The sequence below is a fragment of the Pseudovibrio sp. POLY-S9 genome (assembly GCF_001431305.1).
Classification (GTDB): Bacteria; Pseudomonadota; Alphaproteobacteria; order Rhizobiales; family Stappiaceae; genus Pseudovibrio.
On sequence record NZ_LCWX01000224.1, the window covers coordinates 1 to 645 of the forward strand.

The 645-nt window shown below is 55.0% G+C and carries 1 pseudogene; it reads left to right on the forward strand.

From position 1 onward, the window contains the following. Positions 1–132: 132 nt before the first annotated feature. A pseudogene (locus tag PPL9_RS22600) lies at positions 133–645 on the forward strand (Tn3 family transposase); the annotation flags it as partial.

Consider the following 645-nt stretch of genomic DNA (forward strand, 5'->3'; position numbering starts at 1 on the left):
GATGGGAACACATCCTGCTCATCGGACAGTACATCTGGCGCAAGAGGAAAGCGGAAATTGCTTAGCGTACGATTTATCACTGAGCCCTAATCGACCCCGAAGTCAGGTAAGCGGTTTGTCGCTGAAGGGGACGTGCCTGCTGGGGCTATTCCCGCGAAGTGGCGCGATAGCGTGCTTGATGACAAAGGCCGGGTGAATGTCATTTCCTTTGAGCTATGTCTCCTGACCCAGCTACGCGAGCGTATCCGCGCCAAGGAAATCTGGGTGGTTGGGGCCGATCGCTACCGCAATCCGGATGAAGACCTGCCAAAAGACTTTGCTGAGCGGCGCGAGACTTACTATGCCGGGCTGAAGCTCACGCGAGATGCAGAAGCATTTGTTTCCGAGGTCAAAACATCCTTGGAAGACGAGCTACGCCAGCTTAACGCATCACTGCCTTATAATGACAAGGTCAGGCTGCGATGGAGTGGCAAGAACCGTATCTCTGTCAGCCCGTTTGAGCCAGCCCCAGAGCCCAAAGGGCTATCCTCATTGAAGTCGGAGGTTGGACGACGCTGGCCAATGACAGGTTTATTGGATGCTCTGAAGGAAGCTGCCCTTGGAACAGGTTATCTGGATAGCTTCGAAACCGCTGCCACCCGCGCG